This window comes from Pseudomonas sp. GW704-F2, from assembly GCF_059423025.1.
Genome location: NZ_JBWKXO010000001.1, coordinates 262,661 through 284,685, shown reverse-complemented (window position 1 = coordinate 284,685; position 22,025 = coordinate 262,661). Strand labels below are relative to the sequence as shown.

Here is a 22,025-nt window from a genome sequence, read left to right as displayed (position 1 = left end):
GTCGACTCCCGGACACCACCATGCGCGAACAACATTCCTTGAGCGAGTTGGTCAGCGACAGGCTGCCGACCCTGCTGAAACAGCAGAAAGAACTGGAGCGCCTGCAGCGCTGTGCCGAACAGATCGACGGTGAAATCGTCGGGACTGGTCGTGCGGATTTCACCCAGGATAATGTGATCTACGAGTTCAACCATCAGGGCAAGAGCTTCCACCTGATCGACGTTCCCGGTATCGAGGGTAACGAAAGCAAGTATGAAAAGATGGTCCAGGCGGCTATCGCCAAGGCCCACCTGGTGTTTTACGTCAACGGTACCAACAAGAAACCGGAGGCCGAGACGGCCCAAAAGATCAAACACTACCTCAACCGTGACGCCAAGGTTTACGCCATCTGCAACCTGCGCGGCAAGGCGGACTCCTATGAGTTCGACACCGATCGCGAGTCGCTGGAGCGTACCCACAAGGACGCACTCGCAACCCGCCAGCAGACCCGCGAGGTGCTCGAAGACATTCTCGGCGCCGAATTGGTCAGTGGTTGCCAGAGTCTGCAAGGGTTGCTCGGCCTGACCGGCGTAGCATTTGATGAGCGCGGCCTGACCAGTATCCACCCCAGCCGTACTGACCTGCTGAAGTCGCAACGAGCCTATCAGCAGGACTTCTCCAGCCGCCAAGCTATGCGCAGTTTCAGCCAGTTGGACCAGTTGCACGAAGTCATCGGCCAGGCGTGCGCCAACTTTGAGGTTGATATCGTTGAAAGCAACAAGCGCAAAGTGCTGCGTTTGCTGCAAGACACCGTGAATGATCTGAAGAAACAACGGGATGAGCACCAGGCATTTTCCGACAAGATCAGTGCGGAAATCCTAGAGTGTCAGAAATCCATTCGGCTCAGTTTTGAAGAGCTGAAAACCAGCTTCACCAAACGCCGCAGCAATGCCCTCGGTATTTTTTTCAATGACCTGAGTAGTGCCGCACGTGTAGCGGTCGAAGAGCACTTCAGTGATAAGGATGAAGTAGAGCGGGTGATCCAGGTACACGTCAGTGCGGGCCAAGAACAGCTTGCCAAACGTCTGGAAGAGAGCCAGGAAGAGGTTCTGCAGCAACTGTCACAAAATATTGAGCGGGCACTCAAGCGTCTGCAAGAGAACGCGGAGCGGGTTAGTTTTCAACAACGCTTGAACACCGCGGCCAGTAGTTCAATTTCGCTATCCAGCGCGATGGATGCAATCGACTTCAACTTTTCCGACTTCGGCGGTTTCCTACTGAGTATCGGAGGGTATGCCGCGAGTGGTTTCACGATCGGTACGTTCTTCTTCCCTGGGGTGGGTAACATCATTGGCGCCGTGATCGGCGGTGTCGTCGGAATCTTTGCCGCAGGGTTGAGTTACCTCTTCGGCGGACGCAACAAGAAGATCGCCGAAGCACAAGCCAATATCACCGAAGCCATCAAGAAAGAACGCGTTGCGAGCGAAAAGACGTTCGAACGGGATACCCAAGCCATGCTGGAGCAAATCAAGACCCAGATTGAAGGCTCAACCCTGAGCCCGCTGGATGATGAGCGCCGCAAAATGGCTGACGTCGGTGCCTTGTTCGACGAAAAAATTGCCTCTATCCAGGCGTTGAAAAATCAAGTGGAAGCTAAGCCCCATGGAACAATTTAAGCAGTTCAACGCCAGCAAGACCGAGGTGATTCACTCGCTCGACAACCTCCAGAACCTGGTAGGTGAGCTGGAGAAACTGGGGTTGGACGTGGCCCAGGATATCGACAAGATCAAAAAAGCCATTGGTGATGTCCAGGCCGATACGCTGCGCATCGCCCTGCTGGGCGCGTTCTCCGATGGCAAGACCAGTGTAGTTGCCGGCTGGTTGGGCCAGGTGATGAAGGACATGAAGATCGACACAAACGAGTCTTCGGACGCGCTCGCGATCTACCGGCCCGAAAACCTGCAAGACCGCTGCGAAATCGTCGATACCCCCGGTCTTTTTGGTGACAAGGAAAAAACCGCGGAAAACGGTGCTCTTATCCAGTACGGCGATATCACCAAGAACTACATTTCCGAAGCACATCTGATTTTCTACGTGGTCGATGCGACGAACCCACTCAAGGAAAGCCACCAGGACATCGTCCGCTGGGTATTGCGTGACCTCAATAAATTGAGCTCGACGATCTTCATCATTAATAAGATGGATGAAGTGGCCGACCTGCGCGACGCTGAAGAGTTTCAGCAGCAAAGCACCATCAAGAAGACCAACCTACTCGACAAACTACAGCGTTTTGTTGACCTGACACCCGCCGAGCGCAAAGCTGTCAACGTGGTCTGCGTCGCGTCAAACCCCAACAGTCGTGGTCTGGAGTTTTGGCTGGAACAAAAGGATCTGTATGACCAGCGTTCGCGGATCAACGAGCTTAAACGAGTGACCCAACACGTTCTTGACGGCAGCGGGCGTGAAACCCTGATCAAGAAAACCGGAATCGATGTGGTCCGTGATGTGCTGGGCAAAAAAATCAGTGTCGCCAAGGATGAACTGATCAGGTTCGAACTTCTTGCTGCCAACCAGCGTCGTGACTCGGCACGTATTCAGGAAGATATTGACGAAGGCAAACGCAAAGTCCTGGCCACCGTCGGTAATCTTTACCAGGAACTCAGTAACCTGGAAAAAGACCTGCTCAACAGCATTCGCACCTTGCCGCGTGATCAGGTTCATGCCTTTCTTGAAGCGGAAATCGGCTTCACCAAGAACGACATCGGAGAGAAGTTGCGATTCCGCATCGACCTCCTGTTCAGCACTGCATTCAACCAGTCCTCGACCATCATGAATGGCATCAGTGCCAGCATCGAACATCAGTTGGACTGCTCGTCGGACTTTGCCGACAGCATCACTGCATCGGCCTTATCTGCCTCTAGCAGGGCGTTGAGTGCTGTCTCGAAGATCCCGGTCGAAAGCATTAAGAACGGCGTGTTCCTTGCCCGTGAAACCCTCAAGAACCTCACCGGATATGTCTACAAGTTCAAACCCTGGGAAGCCACTAAACTGGCCGCCAACATCAGCCGCTGGGCGGGGCCCATCGGCGCGGGCATCCAGGTACTGACCGACGTCATCAGCGTTGCCCAGCAGCAGCGCGCGGAAACCGAACTCAAACAACTGCAGAATGACCTTGCCGAAGTGGTCAAGAGCCACTTCGCTGAACCCATGAAACTGCTCAAAGACCACGACAAGGTGATGGAAATCTTTGCACCGCAGATCAAGGGGTTCGAGAAGATTCTAGTGGAACAAGAAGGCAACCTTGAGCATTTGCGCAAACGTCAAGCGCAACTGACAGAGGTGGAAACGCACCTGAGCCAAGCGTTTGGTTCAAGTGAGGTGATTGAAGGGGAGTATCGGGTGATTTGACGACATGAGCCTGGCCAGCGGTGCTGGTCAGGCTTGTCCTGACAGGCGGCCTTACTGAGCCTGCTGCGCTGTCAGCGCCGCATAACCATTCATCAAGTTGCGATAGTTCGGAATACGCTGGGACAACAGATTGCCCAGGCCTTCGATATCGTTGCGCCAGTCGCGATGCAGCTCACACGCCACCGAAAACCAGTTCATCATCTGCGCACCGGCCTGCGTCATCCGGCTCCACGCCGCCTGTTGCACCGTGGTATTGAAGGTGCCCGACGCATCCGTCACCACAAATACATCAAACCCCTCCGCCAGCGCCGACAACGTCGGGAACGCCACGCACACATCCGTCACCACACCGGCAATGATGATCTGCTTACGCCCGGTGGCCTTGATCGCCTTGACGAAGTCTTCGTTGTCCCACGCATTGATCTGGCCAGGGCGAGCGATGTACGGCGCGTCCGGGAACATCTCCTTCAACTCCGGCACCAGCGGGCCGTTAGGGCCTTGCTCGAAGCTGGTGGTGAGGATCGTCGGCAGGTTGAAGAACTTGGCCAGGTCCGCCAGGGCCAGCACGTTGTTCTTGAACTCGTTGGGCGAGAAGTCCTGCACCAGGGAGATCAGACCGGTCTGGTGGTCGACCAGCAGGACTACGGCGTCGTCTTTGTTCAAGCGGTTGTAGGTTGGCGTGCTCATGGTTGAATCCTTTTTTGTTTAAGTGGGTTGGGCGTTGCGTTCAACATGGGCACAGATTAATGGGTGGGACGTGGGGGATAAATCGGCTGGGAGGCGTCTTACTGTCAACTTGGAAAGGACAATGGATTTGAACGGCCAGCAGTCTCGATCCCTTTCATTTGCAGGACGTTTCCTAGAGAATCCCAGCCGCTTGCGCCAGCGAAATTCCGTGACTAGGCTGCGGTCCGTCACTGCAAATTCAGTGATCGGGTTTAGTCGCCCGAATTCGATTGGCGTATGAGCAACTCATGAGTCAGGCCCCCCTTCGCCTGCCTCTTATGGTGGCTGTACGCAGGGCACCTTCGGGTGCGCCGGGTTCCAATCGACCGGTCGACTAACCTGCGTACAGCTGCCGCCTTTCGTTTAGTCGCGGAAAGTGGCAGCTCCAAATTATCGATTGGAGTTTTGCTATGGATAACGTTGTTTCGGATTCACCGTCATCGCCTGCGGCCAACCCCTTTACTGTCAATGAAGAACTGAGCTTCGAGGATGCCTGGGTGCGCGTGGCTGAGTTGCTGCAATGTGCGGTGGCGACATCGCAGGAACTCGGGGAGCCGCTGGCTGCGCCGCAGAGGGCGGTGATGCATTTGGTGGAGATGGCGAAGCTGGTAGCGGATCGGGCGGTGGAGTGTTTGAAGCCTAGGTGACGTTATATTGGGCATTTGGTCAGCAGGTTGCTGACCAAATGCTGTACTGGCCTGCGTGTTCGATTTCGCGCTCATATGCCTCACGGGCAACATCGAGAAAGTCGAAGACATAGGGAGCTTTCAGAGTCTGCTGGGTCATGTCCGAGCCGGGTGCGGGTAACTGAATAGCAAAGTTGCTTTGCGCTTTGCCTTCACGCACCAACAAACGAGTTTCGATGTGCATGCCGAGTATGCTGCGTGACCATCCATATTCTACGGCTCTTTGCGCACAGGCCTGGCGTTGCTGGGGATCTTTCTTTGGCAAGCAACAACAGATTATGTCCCCAAGGCAAATGTCCAACAGCCTGTTGGACAATTTCAGCGTCCGGCCTAGAGGAAGGTAGGTAGGGGGTAGGGCCTCTAGAGGTCACCCCGCGGATCCATCAGTCGTTGTTGTGTTCGGCAAGCCTGCTTGCAAAGTATTGTGCGGTCTCCGGATCGGTACAGTACAGTACAGGAAGCAGCCTTTCATCCCACGGGTCATCAGTGTTCGATACGTGTTTTTGATGATCCGGTCTGTCTCCTGATGCGCCAGAGCAGGTTGCTCCTTCATCAATTTTTTCCAGCCACGAATCGATTTGTCGTGCTTGTCTCGCTCATGCGGCGACGTCACCACCTGCCCATCACGCACGGCCAAATCCGGTCCGATAATCACTCCAATATAATCCACTTCCAGCCCTTGGCAGGTGTGGATGCAACCGACCTGTTCAATGGAGTTTTCAGCGATGATCCACAAGCTGCCATCCTGATCCAGGTTCCATTGGCGTGCGTAGTCATCGCCGATAACGATGTCAGTGGCCTTGGAGTTTTTCTTGCTGAGCCAAGGCCAGCAGTAACCCGCGACAACGCGAGCCTTGTTTCCGTGGTTTTTTTGCTCGATAGCCGCGTGCATCGCCTGAGGAGAGTCGAACACCTTGAACTCATATTCGCTGGTATCGAGCAGCGGGTTGGCTGTCGCGTGAATCCCCAGTACGTCATCCAACCATGCCAGGTAACCATCAGAACCACTGCAACGGAACTGGGAAGACAGTATGTATTCCTCCACGGTTGCGCCTTTGGCTTTGGCAAAGGCGCGGATAGCCTGCTTGCTACCAATGTCGTTCAAGGTCACGCGCTGGTCTTCATCGATGAAAAAAATCGAGCATTTTGCTGACTCGATCAGCTCCTTGATTTGGTTTTCTCCCAGGTTTCCATAAAGCCCGCTTTTCTCATTGAGCCTGTGGGCTTCGTCAACGATGAGCGCGTCATACGTATTGGGTTCGGTATCGATGAAGGCTCCCGAACCGGAAAAAAGTTGGAGAAGTGGCTACGTTTGACGGTGCCAACCAACTTGCTCTCGTACACCTTGCGTGGCGCAGCATTTTTTGAGACGTACTTGCTCAACAGCTTCAAGGCGGTGAGCCTCACCAGCAAGTTGATCGCTAATACTGTTTTTCCGGTACCCGGACCGCCTTCGATGATCAGCACCTTTGGCGCTTCAATAGAGGCCTCACTTGCCGCAGCGAGCGCCGACTCGAAGATTGACTTTTGATCATCAATCAATACGAACTCAGGCTTGCCTTTCATTAGCCCGCTCAGCGCCTCAGCCAGAGCTTTGGACGGGCGAATCTTCCCGTTGTCGAGTTCGTAAAGACCTGACTTAGGCAAGATTAGTCAGGTGGACGACTACGTTTCGTCGTAGAACAGGGTTGTGCTTTTGAGACCCAACTGATAAATGTTTGCTCGCAAGGCATTTTGATATCAATTGGAGAAACAGGGATGAGCGACAAGAACTTTCGCGTAACGTTTACTCGTGGCACGAACTCTTCGGTAATCACTACCAGTGTGCGGGCGAGCAGTGCGAGTCAAGCGAAGGAAAAAATCAAAGAGCGGGAACGGGGGCAGGCAAAAATCATTTCTGCAGTAGAGACCTGATACCAACACATTGCATGTATAGCAAGCTCATCTCATTGCTATGAGCTTGCTTACCTGAGGAAAGAGCGTATGGACGATGAGATTCAGGAAAAAAGCAGACCTTCCTTCAGTGAGTCGCTGGATAAGATGATGGGTGATGCGTGGAACGAAGTTAAGGATGACTTTTCCCATGGTACGGGTGTGGCCCGGGCTGCTTCGGCGGCAAAGCTGGTCGGCAAAGGATCGTTTTATCTAGGCGTGAAATTTATTCAGAATCTGCCTGATGCCCTCGAAAAATTGAAAGAGAAGCAAGCGAAGTAGCGCTGAGTCCTTCTCGGTCCAGGGGCGCTTGATAGATCCGCGCGCTGTCGATGGGCGGGGCACCATCATCCAGGTAGCGAGTCACCGCCACACCGCGTTTCAACCTTTAATCCAGTTACTTAGCCTGGCTGACCCTTACCGCCTATATAAGGAAACTTGCCTAAAGGGCATCGTTATTTCGTACAGTTGAGTGGTAACGTCTAGCGGTCAGCTGAGGTCAAGCTCAGTTCCTAGGCGCGAAGGAGTTTTAATGAGCTTTGAATGGACTTACCCCGGTGCTCGCTGGTGGAAGTTTGACTTCCATACCCATACTCCCGCGTCCAAGGATACCGATGCTTGGCAGCGTGCAAAGGGTACCGCTGACGAGCTTACGGCTGAGCAATGGCTTCTTAAATACATGTCGGCTGGTATCGACTGCGTTGCGGTCACTGATCACAACAGTGGGGCCTGGGTCGACAAGCTAAAGACCGCTTACGCGAGCATGCGGATCGATCCCCCTGAAGGCTTTCGCGAGCTACATCTGTTTCCAGGGGTGGAGCTTTCTGTTAACGGTGGTTTTCATCTGCTAGCAGTTTTTAATATCGATGCAACCAGCAGTGATATTGACTCTCTCTTGGGCAAGGTCGATTACAGTGGTACGAAGGGGGATAGTGACGGCGTAACCCGGCGTAGTGCAGCCGACGTGGTACAGGCGGTGCTAGACGCTGGCGCTCTGCCAATTCCAGCGCATGCCGATGCTAGTAAGGGGTTGCTCCAACTCAAGACAGAAGGTTCGACTCAGTCTGCTCTCGATCATCAAACGATAGAACTCCTACTGAGCAATCCTGGCGTGCTTGCTATGGAAGTGTTGACCCCGGCGACCCCCAAGCCTTCTGCATACACCCAAGCAAAATTGAACTGGGCCGAAGTGATTGGTTCTGACTGTCACACCTTCCGAGGGCCTGCTGTACCTGGCTCACGATATACGTGGATCAAGATGGCTAAACCGTCGCTGGAAGGTCTGAGGTTGGCGCTGTTGGATGGCCAAGGTATTTCAGTTCGCCGAAGTGATGATGTCGAACCCTTTTCACCATTTGATAGACCAGAACACTTTGTTGAAGCTATCGAAGTAGCTGATGCTCGTTTCATGGGGCGTAGCGGTAAACCTACCAGATTAGAGTTCAACCCATATTTCAACGCGGTAGTTGGCGGTCGAGGCACGGGCAAGTCCACAGTGGTGCATTCGTTGCGACTTGCGTTTAGGCGTGAGCGTGAACTTGATGCGAGCGGCGACCCAAGTGAAACGTTTACCCGCTTTAACAGAGTTGCCAAGAGTCGTAACGAATTGGGAGGTTTGCTCGCAGCTACTAATATCAAAATTACACTCAGTCGGGATGGCATTCGCCATCGTTTGTTGTGGCAACAAGATGGCCAAGGACAAAATGTCGAAGACTGGGTAGAGGGTGAATGGATAAACTCTGAGAATCAGGCTGTTACAGAACAGAGGTTTCCCATAAAGCTATTCAGTCAGGGACAAATTGCCGCGTTAGCTGGTGAAAGTCAGCAAACTTTGTTGAAAGTAATTGACGACGCGGCCGAAACTGCTGGTGCTAAGGATTTACTAGAAAGCGCAGCTAGTGGGTTTTTCAGTACTTGTGCAAAATTGCGAGAACTAAGTGTCAGTCTAAAAGGACGTGATGCACTTAATCAGTCATTGCAAGATGTGCAGCGAAAATTGGCGCGCTTTGAGTCCAGTGGTCATGCGGAAATACTAAAGTCTTATCAGCGAACTAGCCGGCAATCTAGAGAGCTGGATAAGCAATTTGAAAGTGTTGATGAACTGGCAGAAAATATACGTGAGGTTGCCAAAGGGCTATTTACGGATGATTTGCCTGTTGGTGGGTTCGACCCGATCATTGATGCGGATGCATTAGGTGTTGTCAGCGAATTAGCGGCATCCGTTATGCAGGCCCATGCACAGTTAGAGGCTATCGCTCAGCAATTGGATGATGATAATGGTGCTTTGAGAGAGCAGCTTTCGCAGAGTGGATGGCAAGTAAGAGTTGAAAAGGCAAAAGAAGAATATGACGCGTTAAAAACAGATTTGCAGAGCCAAGGCGTTAACGATCCTAGTGAGTACGGCCGTCTAGTACAGGAGCGACAACGACTTGATGCAGAAGCTAGTCGCTTAAATGAGCTGAAAAAGCAGTTTGACGACTTGAAGGCACGTGCAAAAGTCCAGATTGATGAGGTATGGAGCGCGAGACGTGCGGTTAGCGATAAACGAGCTCAGTTTTTACAGGACACACTGGCAGATAATCGATTTGTTAGAATAAAGCTAATTCCATATAGTCGTGACCCTTTAGCAATAGATCGTTCGTTGCGCGATTTACTTGGGGTGCCAGATAGGTTTAAAGATGATATTTACGCTGAGTCTCAAGGTGGGTCGGCGGCAAAAGGAATTGTCGCTGATCTGCTGCTCGCTGCTCATCTCCTTGATACACCGATGACTCCAGCTACACAGCAAATTGAAGATGCAGTTAGACAAGTGCAAAGCCGTTTGATCTCAGCCTGTCGTGGTAAGGATGAATTTAGCGGGTGGTTTAATAAGTACTTAACAGGCGAGATTGCAAAGCGGCCCGAGATTATTAATCATATTTCGTGCTGGTTTCCTGAGGACGGTTTGCAGGTAGAGTATAGTCGAAAAGGCAACGGGAAGGACTTCCAGTCGATTGGACAGGCATCGGCTGGTCAGAGAGCCGCAGCAATGCTCGCATTTTTGTTAGCCCATGGTGATGAGCCATTGATCCTAGATCAGCCTGAAGACGACTTAGATAACCATTTGATTTATGAGTTGGTGGTACAACAAATTCGCGCTAACAAGCAGCGTCGACAATTGATAATTGTCACGCATAATCCGAATATTGTGGTAAATGGTGATGCTGAAATGATTCATGTGCTTGACTTTAATCATCAATGTTTTGTTAGTCAGGCAGGCTCTTTGCAAGATAAACCAATGCGAGAAGAGATCTGTAAAGTTATGGAGGGGGGAGAGGACGCGTTTCAGCGGAGATATCTACGTTTAAGAAAAATTGAGTAGTTTTTTGTGCATAATCGGATGGGATAGGATTATTTCGGACAATTAAAAAGCCGGCTTGTGGCCGGCTTCTCGGGGACCGCCTCAGCTTGTTTTTGACAAACCTCACCAGCCTTCAAATCGCTCAGCCAACATCGCGTCTGGCTGAATAGTCAGGGCATCCGCGGGCGTTTTTCCGCATCGCCTGGCAGGGTGAATGGCCTAAAACCAGCCCCTGCCAAATGTGCGGCGCATGATACCCATATTCACCTCAGTTGCCCACCTCCGTATCCGATTTAGAGCCTTCCCAGCCCAGCAGGTGTTCATCCAGCGGCACGGGTGGGCGGCGGTTGTTGAGGGTGGACCACCAGAACACCCAGCCGACGATCTGGAAGTTCTGTTCGAAGCGTTGATCGAAGGTCAGGTATTCGTCGGGGTGTTCGCCGGCGTTGTGGCTGCGCATGCGCAGGCCGCCGCCGGGGCGGTTGTAGAGGTATTTGATGCGCAACATGTCGTCGTGTTCGACGGCGTAGATTTCGCCGTCGACGATTTGGGTGCGGCCGCGGTCGATGGCGAGGGTGGCGCCTTGTTGGATGATGTCGACCATGCTGTTATCGACCATGTAGGCGCCGAGGGCGCGGTCGGGGTTTACGTTTAAGGTGTCGAGGGTGTGACGGGAGAGGCGGATACGTTCGGTTGAGGTGAAGGACGGATGGAGGGCGATCTCCACATCGATTGTTTCCGGGGAACGGGCGGGGCCTGTGAGGTATTTGCCGCTTTCTTCGCGGGTGGGCAATGCTTTCCTTGCATCTTGAGCGTCCAACAGGAAGTTGGCCGGTGGGTGTTTAGGGCCTACACCGGCGTGCAGCCAGCGGCTGGAGACGCACAGCAGTTCTGCGATTTCGTTGAGTCGGCCCATGGGAACACCGCGTTTGAACCAGTTGTTCACGTGCTGAGGCGTGACGCCGCGGTTCTTGGCGAAGTCGGAAGCGGAAAGATGAACTTCCCGTAATAGCGCTTTTAAGCGATCACCTGATGTATTCATAAACGCTGAGTTTACTGGCCGGGAAAATAGATCAAATAAACTATGCGTTCAATTGCCGGTGTAGGTTTTTACTTAGTTGTAGCCTGATCTTTCGTTGGTGCTGCTTAGTTCAACATAGAGTGTTAATAATTGAACTTGGTGTTTAAATTTTTCCACAAAAAAAGCCCCGAATGATCGAGGCTTTTTGATTGCCGCAGCAATGAGGAGCCGGTATCAGCCTTTGTAGGCGGCGACCGACTTCATGATCTCGGCGCGGGCGGCGTCTGCGTTGCCCCAACCGTCGATCTTCACCCATTTGCCTTTTTCGAGGTCTTTGTAGTTCTCGAAGAAGTGCTTGATCTGTTCCAGCAGCAGTGGCGGCAGATCGGTGTATTCCTTCACGTCCACGTACAGCTGGGACAGCTTGTCGTGGGGCACTGCGATGACTTTGGCATCGCCGCCGCCGTCGTCGGTCATGTTCAGGATGCCGACTGGACGCGCGCGGATAACCGAGCCTGGGGTAACCGGGTAAGGGGTTACGACCAGCACGTCGAGGGGGTCGCCGTCGTCAGCCAGGGTGTTGGGGATGAAACCGTAGTTGGCCGGGTAGAACATCGGGGTGGCCATGAACCGGTCAACGAACAGGCAGTCGCTGTCTTTGTCGATTTCGTATTTGATCGGCGCGTGGTTGGCCGGAATCTCGATGGCGACGTAGATGTCGTTCGGCAGGTCTTTGCCAGCCGGAATCTTGCTGTAGCTCATTGGGCGTTGCCCCCGTAGTTGGCCATGTACATGGCCGGATTGGCCTAAAAGTGGCGGCGATTATAGGCATATTCTGACGCCGATGCCATGCACCAGACGTCGTACAGTCATTCGCCTTGTGGCTGATAACGCGGGTCGTGCGCTTGCAGCTGCGCGAGGCGGGCCAGAGGGTCCTGGCGGTAAAAATGACTGAGTTGGGCGTACACCTGTGGATAACTTTCCACCAATAAATCTGGCGCGCTGAAAAAATATTCGCTGGTGACCGCGAAAAATTCCGCCGGGTTTTCGGCGGCGTAGGGGTCGATGGCGGTTTCGGCGTCGGGGTTGGCGTCCAACTGGCGGTTAAGCTCATCGTAGGCGCCTTGCATCACGCGGGCCCAGTCTTGCACGCGCATGTCGTGGTGCAGGGGCGGCAGGCCGTTGGCGTCGCCGTTGAGCATGTCGAGCTTGTGCGCCAGTTCATGGATCACCAGGTTGTAGCCTTCCCAGTTGCCGCTGGCCAGCACGCCGGGCCAGGCGAGGATCACCGGGCCTTGTTGCCAGGCTTCGCCGCTGTGCTCGCCGTCCCACTCATGCTCGACGCCACTGGCATCGCGATGACGTTGCGGGCTGAGGAAGTCGTCGGGGTACAGCACGATCTCGTGGAAGCCCTGATACCAGTCGAGGTCGCCGAGGTTCATCAGTGGCAGTTGCGCCTGGGCGGCGAGCAGCAGGCGTTGTTCCTGGTGCAGCTCGACGCCGGGCAGGGCGGTGAGGTGTTTTTCGGCGAGAAACACCACGCAGGCTTCGCGCAGCCACTGGTCTTGCTCGGCGCTGATGCCGTCGAGGAAGGTCAGGTGCTCGCGCACCCGCAGCCAGGTGTCATCGGCAATCGGGTGCCTGGCCAACAGGCGCCGGCGACGCCAGGCGCTGAGGGACCACATCGCAGGTTACTGCGACTTGGCTTCGGTGGACGTGCGACCAAAGCGGCTGCGGAACACGCTGATGATCATCGGCACCAGCGACAGCAGGATGATGAACACCACCAGCAGCGAGAGGTTTTTCTTGATGAACGGCACGTTGCCGAAGAAGTAGCCCAGGGTTACCAGGCCGCCGACCCAGAAGACGGTGCCCAGCACGCTGAAGCCGAAGAAGCGCGGGTAGGGCATTTTCGCGATACCGGCAACGAACGGCGCAAAGGTGCGCAGGATCGGCAGGAAGCGCGCCAGGGTCACGGTTTTGCCGCCGTGCTTGTCGTAGAAGTCGTGGGTTTTTTGCAGGTAGTCGCGGCGGAAGATTTTCGAGTTCGGGTTGCTGAACAAGCGTTCGCCGGCTGTTCGCCCGATCACATAGTTGGTGCTATCGCCGAGGATCGCCGCCAACATCAATAGACCGGCGAGCAAGACCGGGTCCATGCCGCCACCCGCCGCCACCGCGCCGGCAATGAACAGTAATGAATCACCCGGCAGGAACGGCATGACCACCAGGCCGGTTTCGCAAAAGATTACAAGGAACAGAATGGCGTAGATCCACAGACCGTAATTTTTTACCAGCAGGTCGAGGTAGACGTCGAGATGCAGGATAAGGTCAAGCGGGTTGAAATCCATGGATGGCACCTGTGTGAATGGCCCGACTCAGCAGGCCTGTGCGGAGGCTCGGGTAATAAGGCTACAAGTATTTGTCGCGCTTCTTACAATCCTGAAAGGTCGGCATTATACGGATTGAGAAGTGAAAAGAGTGTGTGGGTTTTGTAGCGGGTGATGTCATGGCACTCGGCTCCCAGAGCACCACAGAACCAAATGTGGGAGGGGGCTTGCCCCCGATCGGGTCGTGCCAGTTATAAATAGTCTGACGGGGCCACCGCTATCGGGAGCAAGCCCCTCCCACAGGGATTTTGGCGGGCTTGGGGATGGGGTCAGTCTTCGCTGATCGGCAACACGTAGTTCTTGAACTCGCTGTCTTCGCGAAAACCCATCGACTCATACGTCTTCTGCGCCACGTTATTGTTGCTGCTGGTCGACACCCGCAGCCGCACCGCATGGGTTTCCTTGGCCATCTTCTTCGCCGCGCGCATCAGGTTGTCCGCCACCAGTTGCCGGCGCGCGTCTTCGGCGACGTAGATGTCGTTGAGGATCCACACCCGTTTGAGCGACAACGAAGAAAAGCTCGGGTACAGCTGACAGAACCCGAGCAAGCGCTTGTCGTCGTCATCGGCCAGGGCCAGGTAGATCACCGATTCCTTGCGGCGCAGGCGTTTTTCCAGGAAGGCCCGCGAAGAGTCCGGGAACGGCAGCGCCCCGTAGAACTCGCGGTATTTGACGAATAACGGGGTCAACAGGTCCAGGTGTTCCAGGGTCGCTTGAGTGATCCGCATGCCAGGCCTCAACTTCCAGATGGTATATGACCACGCGAGCGGCCGTGACTCGATGCTGCCTAAAGACGTGAAAAAGCGCAATCGTGCGGGGATCAGTCGGTGGGCGGGCTGAGCAGGAAATTGCCTTTCACCAAGTCCGGGTCATCTGACTCGATGGTCTGAACCTGCGCTTCATCCTTGAGGTTGACCCCCGACAACTGCCGACGGCAGGCCTCCCGCATCAAGTACAGCAGGCGATGGGCCGCCATGCCATAACTCAAACCCTCCAGGCGCACGTTGGAGATGCAGTTGCGGTACGCATCGGTGAGGCCAACCTTGGGGTTGTAGGTGAAGTACAGGCCCAGGCTGTCCGGCGAACTGAGCCCCGGTCGTTCACCGATGAGGATCACCACCATCTTGGCGCCGAGTAGCTGGCCAATCTCATCGGCCACCGCGACGCGGCCCTGTTCCACCAGGATCACCGGTGACAAGGACCAGCCTTCGGCGTGGGTCTGTTCCTCCATGCGCGTGAGAAACGGCAACGTGTGTTTATGTACCGCCAGCGCCGACAGACCATCGGCCACCACCACGGCCAGGTCGATACCGCCGGGGTTGGCCGCCGCATGGTCGCGCAGCGCCTGGGCCGACTCATCGCTCAGGCGCCGCCCCAGGTCCGGGCGTTGCAGGTAGCTGTGGCGGTCGACGGCGGCGCTGTGCAGCAACAGGCTGTCACGCCCGCGTTCGGCGAGCTGAGTGCTGAGGCCGACATGGTCGAAGGGCAGGTGGACCGCGTCCCGCGCCTGGGCGTGGGCGAATTGGAAGTCCAACTGTGCGCTGGTGGGGATGCTGGTGCCAGTACGGCCCAGGGCGATGCGCGCCGGGGTCAGGCGACGCAGTTCCAGCCACGGGTTTTCGGGTAAGTCTGGTTGCACGGGCGGCTCCTTCATCCCAATTGCGCCAAGGCATGGCGAAACGCCGGTGGCAGGCTGTTGCCGAAGCGCACTTTGCCGTCGGCTTGCGTGAAAATGCCCATGTTCGCCAGCCACTGTTCAAACTCCGGCGCCGGCTTTAAACCCAATGTCTGGCGGGCGTACAGGGCGTCGTGGAACGAGGTGGTCTGGTAGTTGAGCATGATGTCGTCGGAACCGGGAATGCCCATGATGAAGTTGATCCCGGCCACGCCCAGCAGGGTCAGCAGGGTGTCCATGTCGTCCTGGTCGGCTTCGGCGTGGTTGGTGTAGCAGATGTCGCAACCCATCGGCACCCCCAGCAGCTTGCCGCAGAAGTGGTCTTCGAGGCCGGCGCGGATGATCTGTTTGCCGTTGTACAGGTACTCGGGGCCGATAAAACCGACCACGGTGTTCACCAGGAACGGCTTGAAGTGCCGGGCCACGGCGTAGGCGCGGGTTTCACAGGTTTGCTGGTCGACGCCGAAGTGCGCGTTGGCCGACAAGGCGCTGCCCTGGCCGGTTTCGAAATACATCAGGTTTTGCCCGAGGGTGCCACGGTTCAGGCTCAGGCCTGCTTCGTAGCCCTCCTGCAGCACGCTCAGGCTGATGCCGAAACTGGCGTTGGCCGCCTCGGTGCCGGCGATCGACTGGAACACCAGGTCCAGCGGCACGCCACGGTTGATGGCTTCGATGGAGGTGGTGACGTGGGTCAGCACGCAGGCCTGGGTGGGGATTTCGTAACGCTGGATGATCGCGTCGAGCATCTCCAGCATCGCGCAGATCGAGGCGATGCTGTCGGTGGCCGGGTTGATGCCGATCATGGCGTCGCCGTTGCCGTACAACAGGCCGTCGAGAATGCTCGCCGCGATGCCCGCCGGTTCGTCGGTGGGGTGGTTGGGTTGCAGGCGGGTCGACAAGCGGCCGCGCAGGCCCATAGTGCCGCGAAACCGGGTGACCACGCGGATCTTCTGCGCGACCAGCACCAGGTCTTGCACGCGCATGATCTTCGACACGGCGGCGGCCATTTCTGGTGTCAGCCCTGGCGCCAAGGCGCGTAGGGATTGTTCATCGGCTGCGTCACTGAGCAGCCAGTCGCGCAGGCCGCCGACGGTCAGGTGGCTGACGGCGGTAAACGCCTGTTTATCGTGGGTGTCGATGATCAGCCGGGTGACTTCGTCGCTTTCATAGGGAATCAGCGCCTCTTGCAGGAAGTGCTTCAGCGGGATATTCGCCAAGGCCATTTGCGCCGCCACCCGCTCGCCATCGTTCTGTGCGGCGACGCCAGCGAGGAAGTCGCCTGAACGGGCGGGGCTGGCCTTGGCCATCACGTCCTTGAGGCTGTCGAAGCGGTAGGTCGATGCGCCCACCGCGTGGGAAAAACTTGCCATACAGTGTCTCCTTGATGACGCGGGCAAATATGGGTAAGGCGCCCGCGTCGAGGTTTACGGCAGTCAGTGCAAGGCGGCCTCTGCGGCCTGGATCGCCGCGAACTCTTCTTCCGGCGTGCCTGCTACCAAGTGATGCCGGCTGTAGAAAGCAAAGTAAGCAATTAATACTCCATAGATGATTGCAGCGCCAATCACCACTCGCGGGTCGACCAGAAAGCCCGCCACCACGGCCACGCAGGCCAGTACCAGGGCCACGCCGGAGGTAAAGATGCCGCCCGGCGTGCGGTACGGGCGATCCATTTTGGGGCGACGGATGCGCAGCGTGATGTGCGCGGCCATCATCAGCACGTAGGAAATGGTCGCGCCAAACACCGCCACCAGAATCAGCAGGTCGCCCTGGCCGGTCAGCGACAGGCCGAAACCGATAATGCCGGGGATCACCAGCGCCAGGACCGGCGCCTTGCTTTTGTTGGTCTGGGACAGTTTGCGCGGCAGGTAGCCGGCGCGGGACAACGCGAAGATCTGCCGCGAATAGGCGTAGATAATCGAGAAAAAGCTGGCGATCAAGCCCGCCAGGCCGACCAGGTTGACGAAGCTGCCCATCCACGTCGAGCCGCCGTAAGACAGCGCCAACGCTTCAACCAGCGGGTTGCCGGACTTGATCAGCGCGTAGGTGCCGGCGCCGCCCGGTGCAATCACTAGGATCAGCAGGGCAAAACTGGTCAGCACCACAATGGCGCCGATCAGGCCGCGGGGCAGGTCGCGCTTCGGGTTCTTGGTTTCTTCGGCCGCCAACGGTACGCCTTCGACCGCCAGGAAGAACCAGATCGCATAGGGAATCGCTGCCCACACGCCGACGTAGCCGAATGGCAGGAAGGTGCTGGCGCCCTTGGCGTCGGTCACCGGGATGTCGAGCAGGTTGGCGACGTTGAAGTGCGGCACCATCGACACCAGGAACACGCCCAGTGCAATGGCGGCGACGGCGGTGATGACAAACATCAGCTTCAAGGCTTCACCCACGCCAAAGATATGGATGCCGATGAAGATGATGTAGAACGCCAGGTAAATCATCCAGCCGCCGATGCCGAACAACGACTCGCAATAGGCGCCGATGAACACCGCGATGGCGGCGGGGGCGATGGCGTATTCGATCAGGATCGCGGTGCCCGTCAGGAACCCGCCCCAAGGGCCAAAGGCGCTGCGGGCAAAACCGTAGCCACCGCCAGCAGTAGGAATCATGGAAGACAGTTCGGCCAGGGAAAAGCACATGCACAGGTACATGGTGGCCATCAGCAATGTGGCGAGGAACATGCCGCCCCAGCCACCCTGGGCCAGGCCGAAGTTCCAGCCGGCGTAGTCGCCGGAGATCACGTAGGCAACGCCAAGGCCGACCAGCAGCACCCAGCCGGCGGCGCCTTTTTTCAGTTCGCGTTGTTGGAAGTATTGGGAATCGACTTTTTCGAAGTCGACGGAGGATCCAGTGGGTTCGCTAGGCATGGGAAAGTACCTTTCATTCTTATTGTTTTGGTCCCGACAAGTTGTCGCCGGGTAATGTAGGAGCGAGCTTGCTCGCGAAAAACTTCAGAGCACCGCGCAGAGCCAGGCTATCCGCGTAATCGTTGAGGTTCTTCGCGAGCAAGCTCGCTCCTACGGGGGCGGTTATCGCCCCGGCGGTGTTGGGTTAGAAGAAGCCCAATGGATTGATGTCGTAGCTCACCAGCAGGTTCTTGGTCTGCTGGTAGTGATCCAACATCATCTTGTGGGTTTCACGACCGACGCCGGACTTCTTGTAACCGCCAAACGCGGCATGTGCCGGGTACAGGTGGTAGCAGTTGGTCCACACGCGGCCCGCCTTGATCGCCCGGCCCATGCGGTAGGCGCGGTTGATGTCGCGGGTCCACAGGCCGGCGCCGAGGCCGAACTCGGTGTCGTTGGCGATCGCCAGGGCTTCGGCTTCATCCTTGAAGGTGGTGATGCTCACCACCGGGCCGAAAATTTCTTCCTGGAACACCCGCATCTTGTTGGTGCCCTTGAGCAGGGTCGGCTGGATGTAATAGCCGGTGGCCAGATCACCTGTCAGCTTCTCGACCTTGCCGCCGGCCAGCAACTCGGCGCCTTCGCCCTTGGCGATTTCCAGGTACGACAGGATCTTGTCGAACTGCTGCTCGGACGCCTGGGCGCCGACCATGGTGTCGGTGTCCAGCGGGTCGCCACGCTTGATCGACGCGACCTTCTTCATCACCACTTTCATGAAGTCGTCGTAGATCGACTCTTCCACCAGCGCGCGGGATGGGCAGGTACACACTTCGCCCTGGTTGAAGAACGCCAGCACCAAGCCTTCGGCGGCTTTCTCGATGAATTGCGGTTCGGCTTTCATGATGTCGGCGAAGAAGATGTTCGGCGACTTGCCACCCAGTTCAACGGTGGACGGAATGATGTTCTCGGCGGCGCAATGCATGATGTGCGCGCCCACCGGGGTAGAGCCGGTGAAGGCGATCTTGGCGATGCGCTTGCTGGTGGCCAGGGCTTCGCCGGCTTCTTTGCCGAAACCGTGTACCACGTTCAGCACGCCCGGCGGCAGCAGGTCGCCGATGACTTCCATCAGCACGTTGATGCCCAGCGGGGTTTGCTCGGCCGGCTTGAGCACCACGCAGTTGCCGGCGGCCAGGGCTGGGGCGAGTTTCCAGGCGGCCATCAGCAGCGGGAAGTTCCACGGGATGATCTGGCCGACCACGCCCAGGGGCTCATGGAAGTGATAAGCGGCGGTGTGTTCGTTGATTTCGGCGCTGCTGCCTTCCTGAGCGCGGATGCAACCGGCGAAGTAGCGGAAGTGGTCGGCGGCCAGCGGGATGTCGGCGTTGAGGGTTTCACGCACGGCCTTGCCGTTGTCCCAGGTTTCGGTGATGGCCAGCAGTTCGAGGTTCTGTTCGATGCGGTCGGCGATCTTCAGCAGCACCAGCGAGCGGTCCTGGGCAGAGGTTTTGCCCCAGGCGTCGGCGGCGGCATGCGCGGCGTCCAGCGCCTTGTCGATGTCTTTGGCGGTGGAGCGCGGGAATTCGGCGATGGGCTTGCCGTTGACCGGGGAAGTGTTGGTGAAGTAGTTGCCGTCGATCGGCGCCACGAATTCGCCGCCGATGTAGTTGCCGTACTTGGCCTTGAACGAAACGATGGCGCCTTCAGTACCGGGGTGTGCGTAACGCATGGTGGGTATCTCCTGGCTTTTTATGTTTATTGGAGTGCAGCGCGGCAAGCGCTTGATAAAGCGTAGAGCAAAGGTCGGGCCACTGCCTTGCAAGCCAGTTAAATCAGGGGGTTGGCGAGAGCCAAAAAGTGCGGCTGTGCCAGCCTTGGTACAGTCTGTGTGACAGTTTGTGCCATGCACGGTACAGCCTGTGACCGGTGGGTCGGCGCGGGATTGCAATGGCCGGGTGGCTGGGGGATGCTGGACGTTCTCACGCAGGGAGAATAATAAGAACATGCATCACGATCATTTCAGTCGCCATGCCCAGCAAGTCTTGACCGTGACCCGTGGGCAAGACCTTTCCCAGGGCCCTGGCAGCGACCCGTCCATCGCCCGCTCCTGGCTGCGTTGCCTGGAGGATTATCACCTCGACCCTGCGCTGAGCATCGCCCCCACCGTGCTCGAACATGGCCGTCTGCTGGAAAGCCGCGAGCGCCTGCAGCAGGTGCTGCACATCGCTGGCGGCGAGATGAACAGCCTGCATCAGCAACTTTCGGGCGCCGGTCACGCCGTGTTGCTCACCGACGCGCGCGGGGTGATCCTCAACTGCGTCACCGCGCCGTCCGAGCGCAAGATTTTCGAGCGCGCCGGGTTGTGGCTCGGCGCCGACTGGAGCGAGGCCTGCGAAGGCACCAATGGCATCGGCACCTGCCTGGTGGAGCGCCAGTCGTTGACCATTCACCGCGATGAGCATTTTCGCGGGCGCCACACCGGGCTGACCTGTTCGGCGAGCCCGGTGTTCGATCCCCATGGTGAGTTGCTGGCGGTGCTGGACGTGTCGTCGGCGCGGGAAGCGGTGTCGCGTCAGAGCCAGTTCCATACCATGGCGCTGGTCAACCTGTCGGCGAAGATGATCGAGAGTTGTTACTTCCTGCGTCATTTTGAACACCACTGGCTGCTGCGTTTTCACTTGCAGGCGGAGTCCGTGGGCTTGTTCAGTGAAGGGCTGCTGGCGTTCGACGGCGAAGGGCGCATTTGCGCAGTCAACCAAAGTGCCCTGAACCTGTTGGGGCAGATGCGTGGTGGCTTGCTGGGGCAGCCTGTGGAAGTGCTTTTCGAATGCACCCTGGATCAACTGCTGGGCCGCGCCAGCGCCAATGCCACAGCGAGTTGGCCGCTGCGGACGCGGGACGGTCGACATCTGTTTGCCGCGTTGCGCGGCCAGCCGCGCAGTGTGCCGGTGCCCGTACCGTCGCAGCCGGTGGTTGCCGCCCAGCCCGAGCGTCTGCTCGGTATCTGCCTGGGCGATTCCGCGTTGCAAAGCGATTTTCGCAAGGCGTTGCGCGTGTTCGAACGTGATGTGCCGCTGCTGGTCAACGGTGAAACCGGTTCCGGCAAAGAGGCCTTCGCCAAGGCCGTACACCAGGCCAGCCAGCGTGCGGACAAGGCTTTCGTTGCGCTCAACTGCGCCGCCATCCCGGAAAGCCTGATCGAAAGCGAACTGTTCGGCTATCGCGGCGGCAGTTTCACCGGTGCCCGCAAGGAAGGCATGCGCGGCAAGCTGCAACAGGCAGATGGGGGCACGTTGTTCCTGGATGAAATCGGCGACATGCCCCTGGCTTTGCAAACCCGGCTCTTGAGGGTGCTGGAGGATCGCCTGGTGGTGCCCATCGGCGGCGAGCCCCAGGCGGTAAACGTGAGAGTCATCAGCGCCACCCACCGTGATTTGTTGCAACGTGTGCAGGCCGGCAGCTTTCGTGAAGATTTGTACTACCGACTCAATGGCCTCGAAATCGGCTTGCCGCCGTTGCGCGAGCGCAGTGATAAGCCGCAATTGCTGGATTTTCTGCTGGCCCAGGAAGCCGGGGAGCAGACGATAACGCTCGATGCCGGCGCGCGTCAGGCATTGCTGGCGTTCGCCTGGCCGGGCAATGTGCGGCAGTTGCGCACGGTGTTGCGTACCCTGGTTGCACTGTGTGACGGCGCGTTGATCGGTGTCGATGATTTGCCGCCGATGATCCGCCCGGCGTCCTTGGCTATGCCTGCTGCGGATGTCCCCCCGCTGTCGCTGCTTGAGGATGCCGAGCGCCTGGCATTGTTGAAGGTCCTGACGCAGCAGCGCTGGCATATGACCCTTGTGGCTGAGCGGTTGGGGGTGAGCCGCAATACGTTATATCGAAAGTTACGCAAACATGGCATTGAATTGCGTTCGGCGTTGTAATTCGTAAGTTGTTGTCGAGTGTGTGGGAGCGGTTTTTAATTGTTGGTTGTAGGGGGATTTACTGTTTTTGCTTTTGTGGGTTAATTGTTGAGAAAGTGT

At 57.0% G+C, this 22,025-nt stretch carries 18 protein-coding genes and 1 pseudogene; 7 read left to right on the top strand and 12 right to left on the bottom strand.

The window, feature by feature from the left end:
* The first annotated feature begins 20 nt into the window (after positions 1 to 20).
* Entirely contained in the window at positions 21 to 1,655 is a 1,635-nt protein-coding gene (locus AC07W0_RS01320) for a GTPase (protein WP_102616993.1), read from the top strand.
* Positions 1,642 to 3,387: a LeoA/HP0731 family dynamin-like GTPase gene (locus AC07W0_RS01315; protein ID WP_046482512.1), complete on the top strand. Its 1,746-nt coding sequence runs from the start codon at positions 1,642 to 1,644 to the stop codon at positions 3,385 to 3,387. The genes AC07W0_RS01320 and AC07W0_RS01315 overlap by 14 nt, the downstream gene beginning before the upstream one ends.
* A 51-nt stretch (positions 3,388 to 3,438) precedes the next feature.
* Here AC07W0_RS01315 and ycaC read toward each other — a convergent pair whose 3' ends face one another.
* Positions 3,439 to 4,074 carry an isochorismate family cysteine hydrolase YcaC gene (gene ycaC / locus AC07W0_RS01310; RefSeq protein WP_046482510.1) on the bottom strand — a complete coding sequence of 212 codons (636 nt, stop codon included), beginning with the start codon at positions 4,072 to 4,074 and terminating at the stop codon, positions 3,439 to 3,441.
* Positions 4,075 to 4,523: 449 nt separating this feature from the next.
* Between ycaC and AC07W0_RS01305 the strand changes: the two genes are divergently transcribed.
* On the top strand, positions 4,524 to 4,760 hold the full coding sequence (locus AC07W0_RS01305) for a DUF6124 family protein (protein WP_046482509.1): 237 nt from the start codon (positions 4,524 to 4,526) through the stop codon (positions 4,758 to 4,760).
* A 19-nt stretch (positions 4,761 to 4,779) separates the two neighbouring features.
* On the opposite strand, the gene AC07W0_RS01300 is transcribed toward AC07W0_RS01305, so the two are convergent.
* Both AC07W0_RS01300 and AC07W0_RS01295 read right to left on the bottom strand, forming a co-directional pair.
* Positions 4,780 to 4,983: a DUF1016 family protein gene (locus tag AC07W0_RS01300; protein WP_052743318.1), complete on the bottom strand. Its 204-nt coding sequence runs from the start codon at positions 4,981 to 4,983 to the stop codon at positions 4,780 to 4,782.
* A gap of 199 nt (positions 4,984 to 5,182) precedes the next feature.
* A pseudogene (locus AC07W0_RS01295) lies at positions 5,183 to 6,440 on the bottom strand (DNA/RNA helicase domain-containing protein); the annotation flags it as partial.
* Between the two features lie 117 nt (positions 6,441 to 6,557).
* On the opposite strand from AC07W0_RS01295, the gene AC07W0_RS01290 reads away from it, so the two are divergent.
* From AC07W0_RS01290 to AC07W0_RS01280, 3 genes are all read left to right on the top strand, one after another.
* Positions 6,558 to 6,713 carry a hypothetical protein gene (locus AC07W0_RS01290; RefSeq protein WP_155677694.1) on the top strand — a complete coding sequence of 52 codons (156 nt, stop codon included), beginning with the start codon at positions 6,558 to 6,560 and terminating at the stop codon, positions 6,711 to 6,713.
* Positions 6,714 to 6,782: 69 nt separating this feature from the next.
* Positions 6,783 to 7,013, top strand: a complete 231-nt coding sequence (locus AC07W0_RS01285) for a hypothetical protein (RefSeq protein WP_046482507.1) — start codon at positions 6,783 to 6,785, stop codon at positions 7,011 to 7,013.
* A gap of 250 nt (positions 7,014 to 7,263) precedes the next feature.
* A complete protein-coding gene (locus AC07W0_RS01280; protein WP_102616992.1) occupies positions 7,264 to 10,092 on the top strand; it encodes a TrlF family AAA-like ATPase in 2,829 nt (942 codons plus the stop codon).
* A 247-nt stretch (positions 10,093 to 10,339) separates the two neighbouring features.
* Here AC07W0_RS01280 and AC07W0_RS01275 read toward each other — a convergent pair whose 3' ends face one another.
* The 9 genes from AC07W0_RS01275 to exaC form a co-directional block, all read right to left on the bottom strand.
* Positions 10,340 to 11,113 (bottom strand): LexA family transcriptional regulator, encoded by a 774-nt coding sequence (locus AC07W0_RS01275; RefSeq protein ID WP_102616991.1) that lies wholly within the window; start codon positions 11,111 to 11,113, stop codon positions 10,340 to 10,342.
* Between the two features lie 213 nt (positions 11,114 to 11,326).
* Positions 11,327 to 11,854 (bottom strand): inorganic diphosphatase, encoded by a 528-nt coding sequence (gene ppa, locus AC07W0_RS01270; RefSeq protein ID WP_003176323.1) that lies wholly within the window; start codon positions 11,852 to 11,854, stop codon positions 11,327 to 11,329.
* Positions 11,855 to 11,961: 107 nt separating this feature from the next.
* Positions 11,962 to 12,777 (bottom strand): M90 family metallopeptidase, encoded by an 816-nt coding sequence (locus AC07W0_RS01265; protein WP_102616990.1) that lies wholly within the window; start codon positions 12,775 to 12,777, stop codon positions 11,962 to 11,964.
* A 6-nt stretch (positions 12,778 to 12,783) separates the two neighbouring features.
* Complete coding sequence (locus AC07W0_RS01260) at positions 12,784 to 13,440, bottom strand: DedA family protein (protein WP_017848366.1); 657 nt, start codon at positions 13,438 to 13,440, stop codon at positions 12,784 to 12,786.
* 308 nt (positions 13,441 to 13,748) lie between these two features.
* Positions 13,749 to 14,207, bottom strand: a complete 459-nt coding sequence (locus tag AC07W0_RS01255) for a GNAT family N-acetyltransferase (RefSeq protein WP_017848365.1) — start codon at positions 14,205 to 14,207, stop codon at positions 13,749 to 13,751.
* 92 nt (positions 14,208 to 14,299) lie between these two features.
* The gene (eutC, locus tag AC07W0_RS01250; RefSeq protein ID WP_017848364.1) at positions 14,300 to 15,133 is read right to left on the bottom strand and encodes an ethanolamine ammonia-lyase subunit EutC; all 834 of its coding nucleotides are present in this window, start codon (positions 15,131 to 15,133) and stop codon (positions 14,300 to 14,302) included.
* Positions 15,130 to 16,524, bottom strand: a complete 1,395-nt coding sequence (locus AC07W0_RS01245) for an ethanolamine ammonia-lyase subunit EutB (RefSeq protein ID WP_017848363.1) — start codon at positions 16,522 to 16,524, stop codon at positions 15,130 to 15,132. Before AC07W0_RS01245 ends, eutC begins: the two co-directional genes overlap by 4 nt.
* A 63-nt stretch (positions 16,525 to 16,587) precedes the next feature.
* Positions 16,588 to 18,021 carry an ethanolamine permease gene (eat, locus tag AC07W0_RS01240; RefSeq protein ID WP_017848362.1) on the bottom strand — a complete coding sequence of 478 codons (1,434 nt, stop codon included), beginning with the start codon at positions 18,019 to 18,021 and terminating at the stop codon, positions 16,588 to 16,590.
* 184 nt (positions 18,022 to 18,205) lie between these two features.
* The gene (exaC, locus tag AC07W0_RS01235; protein WP_017848361.1) at positions 18,206 to 19,726 is read right to left on the bottom strand and encodes an acetaldehyde dehydrogenase ExaC; all 1,521 of its coding nucleotides are present in this window, start codon (positions 19,724 to 19,726) and stop codon (positions 18,206 to 18,208) included.
* Between the two features lie 274 nt (positions 19,727 to 20,000).
* On the opposite strand from exaC, the gene AC07W0_RS01230 reads away from it, so the two are divergent.
* The gene (locus AC07W0_RS01230) at positions 20,001 to 21,926 is read left to right on the top strand and encodes a sigma-54-dependent Fis family transcriptional regulator (RefSeq protein WP_102616989.1); all 1,926 of its coding nucleotides are present in this window, start codon (positions 20,001 to 20,003) and stop codon (positions 21,924 to 21,926) included.
* Positions 21,927 to 22,025: the final 99 nt, after the last annotated feature.

Coding starts and splice junctions, on each gene's coding strand:
- AC07W0_RS01265 (WP_102616990.1), bottom strand. CDS start 12,777: ATGTGGTCCCTCAGCGCCTGGCGTCGCCGGCGCCTGTTGGCCAGGCAC.
- AC07W0_RS01260 (WP_017848366.1), bottom strand. CDS start 13,440: ATGGATTTCAACCCGCTTGACCTTATCCTGCATCTCGACGTCTACCTC.
- exaC (WP_017848361.1), bottom strand. CDS start 19,726: ATGCGTTACGCACACCCCGGTACTGAAGGCGCCATCGTTTCGTTCAAG.
- AC07W0_RS01305 (WP_046482509.1), top strand. CDS start 4,524: ATGGATAACGTTGTTTCGGATTCACCGTCATCGCCTGCGGCCAACCCC.
- AC07W0_RS01300 (WP_052743318.1), bottom strand. CDS start 4,983: ATGCACATCGAAACTCGTTTGTTGGTGCGTGAAGGCAAAGCGCAAAGC.
- ppa (WP_003176323.1), bottom strand. CDS start 11,854: ATGAGCTACAGCAAGATTCCGGCTGGCAAAGACCTGCCGAACGACATC.
- ycaC (WP_046482510.1), bottom strand. CDS start 4,074: ATGAGCACGCCAACCTACAACCGCTTGAACAAAGACGACGCCGTAGTC.
- AC07W0_RS01290 (WP_155677694.1), top strand. CDS start 6,558: ATGAGCGACAAGAACTTTCGCGTAACGTTTACTCGTGGCACGAACTCT.
- AC07W0_RS01245 (WP_017848363.1), bottom strand. CDS start 16,524: ATGGCAAGTTTTTCCCACGCGGTGGGCGCATCGACCTACCGCTTCGAC.
- AC07W0_RS01280 (WP_102616992.1), top strand. CDS start 7,264: ATGAGCTTTGAATGGACTTACCCCGGTGCTCGCTGGTGGAAGTTTGAC.
- AC07W0_RS01285 (WP_046482507.1), top strand. CDS start 6,783: ATGGACGATGAGATTCAGGAAAAAAGCAGACCTTCCTTCAGTGAGTCG.
- eat (WP_017848362.1), bottom strand. CDS start 18,021: ATGCCTAGCGAACCCACTGGATCCTCCGTCGACTTCGAAAAAGTCGAT.
- AC07W0_RS01275 (WP_102616991.1), bottom strand. CDS start 11,113: ATGAATACATCAGGTGATCGCTTAAAAGCGCTATTACGGGAAGTTCAT.
- eutC (WP_017848364.1), bottom strand. CDS start 15,133: ATGAAGGAGCCGCCCGTGCAACCAGACTTACCCGAAAACCCGTGGCTG.
- AC07W0_RS01315 (WP_046482512.1), top strand. CDS start 1,642: ATGGAACAATTTAAGCAGTTCAACGCCAGCAAGACCGAGGTGATTCAC.
- AC07W0_RS01320 (WP_102616993.1), top strand. CDS start 21: ATGCGCGAACAACATTCCTTGAGCGAGTTGGTCAGCGACAGGCTGCCG.
- AC07W0_RS01255 (WP_017848365.1), bottom strand. CDS start 14,207: ATGCGGATCACTCAAGCGACCCTGGAACACCTGGACCTGTTGACCCCG.
- AC07W0_RS01230 (WP_102616989.1), top strand. CDS start 20,001: ATGCATCACGATCATTTCAGTCGCCATGCCCAGCAAGTCTTGACCGTG.